Source organism: Paenibacillus sp. 2003 (assembly GCF_031455635.1).
Classification (GTDB): Bacteria; Bacillota; Bacilli; order Paenibacillales; family Paenibacillaceae; genus Paenibacillus; species Paenibacillus amylolyticus_B.
Genome location: NZ_JAVDTB010000014.1, coordinates 62,295 through 68,718 on the forward strand (window position 1 = coordinate 62,295; position 6,424 = coordinate 68,718).

6 protein-coding genes and 1 rRNA gene are annotated in these 6,424 nt (G+C 45.7%); 1 reads left to right on the top strand and 6 read right to left on the bottom strand.

Features of this window, described 5'->3' with window-relative positions; all coding sequences use genetic code 11:
* Window positions 1–128: 128 nt before the first annotated feature.
* From J2X75_RS29240 to J2X75_RS29255, 4 genes are all read right to left on the bottom strand, one after another.
* Entirely contained in the window at window positions 129–821 is a 693-nt protein-coding gene (locus tag J2X75_RS29240; protein WP_083657392.1) for an LrgB family protein, read from the bottom strand.
* On the bottom strand, window positions 791–1,219 hold the full coding sequence (locus J2X75_RS29245) for a CidA/LrgA family protein (RefSeq protein WP_307540913.1): 429 nt from the start codon (window positions 1,217–1,219) through the stop codon (window positions 791–793). The genes J2X75_RS29240 and J2X75_RS29245 overlap by 31 nt, the downstream gene beginning before the upstream one ends.
* A 509-nt stretch (window positions 1,220–1,728) precedes the next feature.
* Window positions 1,729–3,552, bottom strand: coding sequence for an aminotransferase class I/II-fold pyridoxal phosphate-dependent enzyme (locus tag J2X75_RS29250; RefSeq protein ID WP_310343050.1), 1,824 nt, complete (start codon window positions 3,550–3,552; stop codon window positions 1,729–1,731).
* Window positions 3,553–3,809: 257 nt separating this feature from the next.
* Window positions 3,810–3,995: a sigma factor G inhibitor Gin gene (locus J2X75_RS29255; protein WP_017691396.1), complete on the bottom strand. Its 186-nt coding sequence runs from the start codon at window positions 3,993–3,995 to the stop codon at window positions 3,810–3,812.
* 498 nt (window positions 3,996–4,493) lie between these two features.
* Between J2X75_RS29255 and J2X75_RS29260 the strand changes: the two genes are divergently transcribed.
* A complete protein-coding gene (locus J2X75_RS29260; protein ID WP_076216777.1) occupies window positions 4,494–5,018 on the top strand; it encodes a hypothetical protein in 525 nt (174 codons plus the stop codon).
* A 660-nt stretch (window positions 5,019–5,678) separates the two neighbouring features.
* Here J2X75_RS29260 and J2X75_RS29265 read toward each other — a convergent pair.
* Together J2X75_RS29265 and rrf are read right to left on the bottom strand one after the other, a co-directional pair.
* Window positions 5,679–6,119 (bottom strand): hypothetical protein, encoded by a 441-nt coding sequence (locus J2X75_RS29265; RefSeq protein WP_017691399.1) that lies wholly within the window; start codon window positions 6,117–6,119, stop codon window positions 5,679–5,681.
* A 212-nt stretch (window positions 6,120–6,331) separates the two neighbouring features.
* Window positions 6,332–6,424, bottom strand: a 5S ribosomal RNA gene (rrf, locus tag J2X75_RS29270); the annotation flags it as partial.

Genomic DNA, 6,424 nt, shown 5'->3' on the forward strand with positions numbered 1-6,424 from the left:
CCCAGAGGTGTATAGCTACAGCTATATCGGTACGTATTAATAACACCAAGATCATACAAGCTTGTTTGTTTCTTTCTATAATACTATAGGTCAGCGGTTACTCCAACATGAACAACAAAGTAAAGCGTTCAACCGTAGATAATCCATACCCATAATGGAAGCATAATTGATCCGGCAATGGCACTGACAATCATGGAAACTGAACTGAGGGCTACCGCATTCTCTCCATATTCAAAAGACCTTGCCATGCCGAGGGCATGAGATGCTGAACCCAGTCCAATCCCATAGGCATGTTTACTGCGGACTTTGGCCCATTTCAAGAGCATCGGCCCCAATAATATCCCTGAGAATCCTGCAATCATCACAAACAGCGATGTGAATGAGGCATTCCCTCCAACCTGATTAGCGAGTTGAATAGCCACAGGAGTTGTCACTGATTTTGGCAATAAAGCGATGACCATCTCTTGAGGATAGCCAAGCAGAATGGCGATCAAAGCCCCTGTGGAGACACCTGTAATACTGCCTCCGATTGTTCCACCCACAATTGGAATGATATTTTGCTTCAGCACATGCAGATGTCTGGACAAGGGAAAAGCGAGAGATACAACTGCTGGACCCAAGAGCTCCTGTATCCATTTGCCACCCAGCATGTACGTATCCAGCTTTATACCGGAAATCACCAAAATCAGGATCAGTATGGCAGTCGTTGTGAGTACAGGCATAAGTATTGGCCATCTCAGCCTTTTATATAGACGAGTGGCTGGAATGTATACAGCGATGGTTAGCGCGATCATTCCAATTCCGAGGATGAATGCTGACAAGTGATCGCCTCCTTTTTGCCTGAATGAGACGATCTCCATGCCATAAGCCACTCACTTAATTTGGCAGATATCAGACATGTGATTAATGTGCTAACAATCAAACCAAGAACTAATAATAATGTGTTAGCTCTAAAAAAATCAAAATGATTAATGATGCCCACAGTAGGTGGAATGAACAATAATTGCAAATGGGATTGAAGCCAAGTTGACCCTTCTTCTCCCCAGCTCATTTTGACCCATCCCAGTTGAATGGCAATAAACAAAACCAGCATACCCACAATACTTCCTGTTAACGGCAGATGTAATAGAGTTTGAATGAAGTTGCCAATCCAGTAAAAACCGTACATCAACAAAACTTGCAGGACTATTCCTGTATATTTTTTTAGCGGAATACCCAAAGTGTTCCCTTCTTTCTTATGTCTATCTTTGTAAGTTGAACTAGAGCGTGTCTTCAAACTGAACGTGTCTGGAGTAGGGCACGGAGCGGGAGCGCTAACGACCCTGTGACGTCTTATTCAGCGATTTGAAGCGCCCGCAGCAATCTAAGGAATCTGAAACACGCTATATTGGAATAACCAGCCGTTTACAGCGTGTTTGTTAGGTGAATTTGGTTAATAACGTGTCTCAGGTTCCTTACAAAATAAAAGGAGGACTCGAAGGTTAAATAAGACATCCTCGGTTCCTTAGAAAATCGTCTGGACAATTCGCCAGGATAAGCAATCCTTGACTTCAAGATGTTGGACCCTGACATCCTTCAACGTATTGCATGCCTGAGTTTGAAGACACACCCTAGCAACTAGATTAATGACCAAGAGACCCTCACATGTGTAGGGTCCGGTATCGCTATCCGTATTGGTCATATTGCCTACCTATTGGTGAATGCAATTCAGATCTTCATGTGTTCCCTTCATTCCTTCATAACCTTCAATACCTGTAGAGATGCATCGGATACCCCATGAAACTTTGCACCCTCATCCCGAAGGAGTTGTATACGAGCCACCATCGATGTACTAATACGTTCACCAGAATATACAAGCGGTATCCCTGGAGGGTATGGAATAACCATCTCGGCTGATCGACAACCCGCGCTATCTTCTATCGGGACATTGATCGTATCCGTCTCCACAATCGGTTGCAGTGTGAAGGAGATCGGTTCGGAGTAGCGAGTGTTTTCTTGTAAATTGTTCCACGTGGAAATATAATGTGCAGAACCTTTCACAATCTGTTGCGATGGCTCTGCATTAGATCGGACCTGCTCATGCCCTTTGGCAGAGCTGATATGGTGTAAAGATTGCAACAGGTGCTGAGCATCTTGCACCGTTGAGCCCAGGCTGAAGAGCAAGACGACGTACCGTTCGTCGCTCATCTCAGGCACACAGCCGCATGCTTCCAGCTGCTGCTGTAGCCCATAACCGCTCAGCACCCCTGTGCCGTCATAGATGACGGCCTTGAATGGGTCCTGAGCGGTATACCCCGCGGCAGATGGCATCGCCGCCGCGGTCAGGCCCTCCCGTGTCTGCTGCGCAGCGGACACGGACATGCCAGCCGGCTTCGCTGTTCCGGCTGGCGGTTCTGGCTGCAGCGGCTGTGCAGGCTGCAGCAACTGGAAGCGCGGCAGCTCCGCGAGGCCGCGCTTAAAAGCATTCACGGCGGCGAGCCCCGCCGTGAATGTGTTCGCGCCCTGCACATGCAGCAGCCGGCGCGCAAGATCAAGCGAAGCCATCACCGGGTATGATGGGCTTGAGCTTTGCACCATGGCCAGGCGCTGCCTTAACAGGGAACGGTTTAACCGTGTTCCCTGAATGTGCAGCATGGCACCCATGGTGAAAGCTGTCAGCATCTTATGCGTTGACTGCACGACACCGTCTGCTCCGCATGACAGTGCAGAGACAGGCAGCTCCGGATGCTGCCCATAATGCGCGCCATGCGCTTCATCCACGAGCAGTGGCATGCCAGCAGCGTGGCATACCTCGGCTATGGGCGTCAGATCTGCGCCCATGCCATAATAATTGGGCAAAGTGACCAACACGCCCTTTGCCTCAGGATAGGCCTGGACAGCAGCCTGCACCGTCTCCACCGACGGCATGACCGCAAGTCCAGACGCAGGATCGACCCACGGCTCCAGAAATACAGCTCTTGCGCCGGCCAGCATTAACCCGTGAATAACGGATTTGTGTATATTCCGTTGCACCAGCACAATACTGTTCGGCTCATCACACACGGTGAGCAATAAGGACAGATTACCTGCAGTACTGCCTCCCACAAGGAAGAAACTCTCCTCCGCTCCAAAACAATCTGCCGCAAGCTCCTGTGCTTCCTGGATCACACCTTCTGGATGATGCAAATCGTCGGTGCCCGTAATTTCCGTAACATCCATCTCCATCATCTCCAGAAATGAACGATCCGGCACCAATCCTATTTCCGAAAGAGCCCCTTCATCGCTAAATCGTTCCCCACTCCCCATGTCAGCCCCATGTTTCTCCACTGAACTGAATTGCTCTATCCTTCGGTTAACGTTCCCTCCTGCATTGCTCTGAATCACTCCGTGCTGTTGTTCCTCATTAACGATATCCTTAGCTGGAGATTGCCCTGCTTCTGCTTGTTCCAGCAAATGTCGGTAAGCTTGTCCATTCTTATGCCCAGGCACATGAAAAGAACGCTGCTTCGAATCACGATACGCAAGCAACGCTTCATATAAAGGGGCTCTACTTGATTTATTTTTATGTTCCATGAAATAACCATCCTGTACATATATAATGTGCCCCCTATGCGCTCCAAAATGCTTCCTAATCCAAGGAACGCCCTTCTTCCCCATCTCTACACGCTCTACTGCAAATGATCTATACCATTATATCAGCATACGCCTTCCCAAGATGGCAAACAAGACAATCTCTTCTCTTAAAAACAGAAAAAGGCCCATTGGGCCTCTATACACATCAGCATCATTGCAATGCGATGTTTCGCTTCTACTTCTATTAGCAACATTCATTATGCGTTTTTTTGTACCCAAATTTGCTTCATTTGATGAATAAAATAATTGTACTTGGCATCCTGCGCATCGGTATGAACCATTTCTGCTTCACAAGTGTCACATATGAATTCAGATACAATAAAAATGCCTTCTCTTTTTCTTTGCTCGCAGATAATACATGTGTGTTCGGCATGTTCTTCCATGAACCATCCCACCTTGTTTTACGTTTACTATCAGTATTGCACAGTTTCTATTATTTTAAACATTTTCATAGTGCTTTCTTTCTATAAAATATATATATTCGCCCACCCCCTCTTGGGTGTCTGTACCGAAAAATACATTCATTCTCCCTACAAGAACATTCACCTGCTTATGTATGTACAGTTATCCTACATTCCATCGCATTTACCTCTACATCACGTATCTCTTGGTCTGACTCAAACTTATATTCAATTTCCTTAAAAAAACTTGGAATCCCAGCCGATATATAATACATGATAACGATATCAAAGCCTGACAGTCCGTGTATTCGGGAGTATACTGAGATAAGATCCGTCGAATCTCAATATCTTGTACAATCGTCATGGCGTGAGATACAAGGTTCATATACATACATGCATGATTCATTCCCTTTTACTCGTGTAAGAAAAACGAATACCTACCCCACACAAACGTGAATCCGAAGGAGGATATATAATCGTATGATCGCCGAACCGGAGAATAAAGCAACATTTTATCAATACCGGCTCCTGAAAAAAAAGGCTATCGCCCGCAGTGTCATTTACAGCTATCTGTGTCTGCCGGTCATCATGCTCTTATTCAATCTACTCGCATTCTCCTGGACTGGCCTCTTCTTTTTTGTACTGGCAGGTCCAATCACCATCTGGATTCATTATGTCATCGCCAGAACCATATTACTTCTGGTCCGTACCTCTTACGCCAAACGCTGGCGCTGGAATCTGCGTATGCCCTGGTTAGGTTATATCCCTGATCAGCATTTTAGCTTCCGTATGTTTGTCCGGGTACACCTTAACATGAGCTGGATTGGACTATGTATCATTACAGTATGTTTGATATGGTCGCCGTTGTCCTTCACCCTCTCGCTGATCTTCTGGCATTTGTGGTTGCTGGGTCCTCGCTTATATGTTGTAATGGTCCTCTCCCGTGAGCGCAAAGATGGACTCATCAAATTGAATGAACAAGATGTCTCATACTATCTGCAATAACGCTCCCTCATTTATGCAATACTCAATGTACCTCACTTACCTGTAATACATAACCGCTGAGCCCTTCGAATAATCTGATACAAAAACATGATCGTGTGTATCGTTCAGTTGACTCAGCCTCACATGCTTAAATAAAGGTTATCCACAGTGGATAACCTTTATTTGTCGTCCCCTTCTTATCCCTTATCCACAGTATGGGTATAGTAAAATGAGTTATCCCCACTCGAGGCTCCATTTTTCTCCTCTTTTCCTCCGGCGTTCCATTTCCTCATAGCTCCAGATATCTCGCAGATCTTACACCTTTGAGCAAATCTATTGTCACTCTGAGCTCTATCTGTCTTCTAGCTGCATTCCATCAGCCTTTCATTACTTCAATACCTTTATACAACTTATATCTCTCCCCTCTACTTTTAGCGCTCGCTCTACACTCCCCTATGCTTAAAGCACACATACCACATATACGTGTACGAAAGAAAACTACCCCAATCCTTCTGTACCTTTATGGGTTCTGATCCACCATACGTGATAGGTTCTCCCATCATTACTAAAACCTACTTCGCTAAATAACAAAAAGCCCCCGATCAAGTACACGGGAGCTTTACTATATTATAAGGAACATCACAACGTTAATTAATCATATACAACCTTACCCGCAACAGCTCAATCGTCTTCAGCCAATGATTTAACTGTCGTTTGAGTAGCATCATTTCTAGGAACCATTAGTGTAAAGGAACCATCATGTACTGCTAAATGCACAGTATGTCCTTCCTTTGCAAATACACGCAAGGTACTGGATTCATTGGATGTACCCTTGGCTTGCCTCTCTGTCCAACCCCAGCTTTTAATCTCGTCTAGATATACCTCAGGCAAGCTAGTACTCTCACTAATACCAGACAGCGTATATCGAACATAATCCATATCCGAATTATTTTCAGACTGGTCAGATTTATTCGCTACTTTAGGCACCGGAAAACTCTTCTCGTTCACCGCACCTTCATATGAAGTCCATACAGATCCTGATGCTTCACCGCATCCTGCCAGAACAACGGTCAAACAAAGCAACAGAAATGATTGTAGTCCAAGTCTCCGCCAACTTAACACACACACCCTCCTTTTCACAGCTGCACATTCCAGCTCTGTGGTCAGGTACTTTTAGCATATTTAACATAGTCCTATTATACTGGTTTTGCTGCTGTTATCCGTAACAAAAATGTTACCTTCCAGTATCGATCATGTCAGAGCTTCCACTTATCATATTTAATCCTTATAAACAAATAAAAACCACCACCGAATAACATCGGCAGTGGTTCTTTGCTTGGCGGCGTCCTACTCTCCCAGGACCCTGCGGTCCAAGTACCATCGGCGCTAGAGGGCTTAACGGTCGTGTTCGGGATGGGTACGTGTGG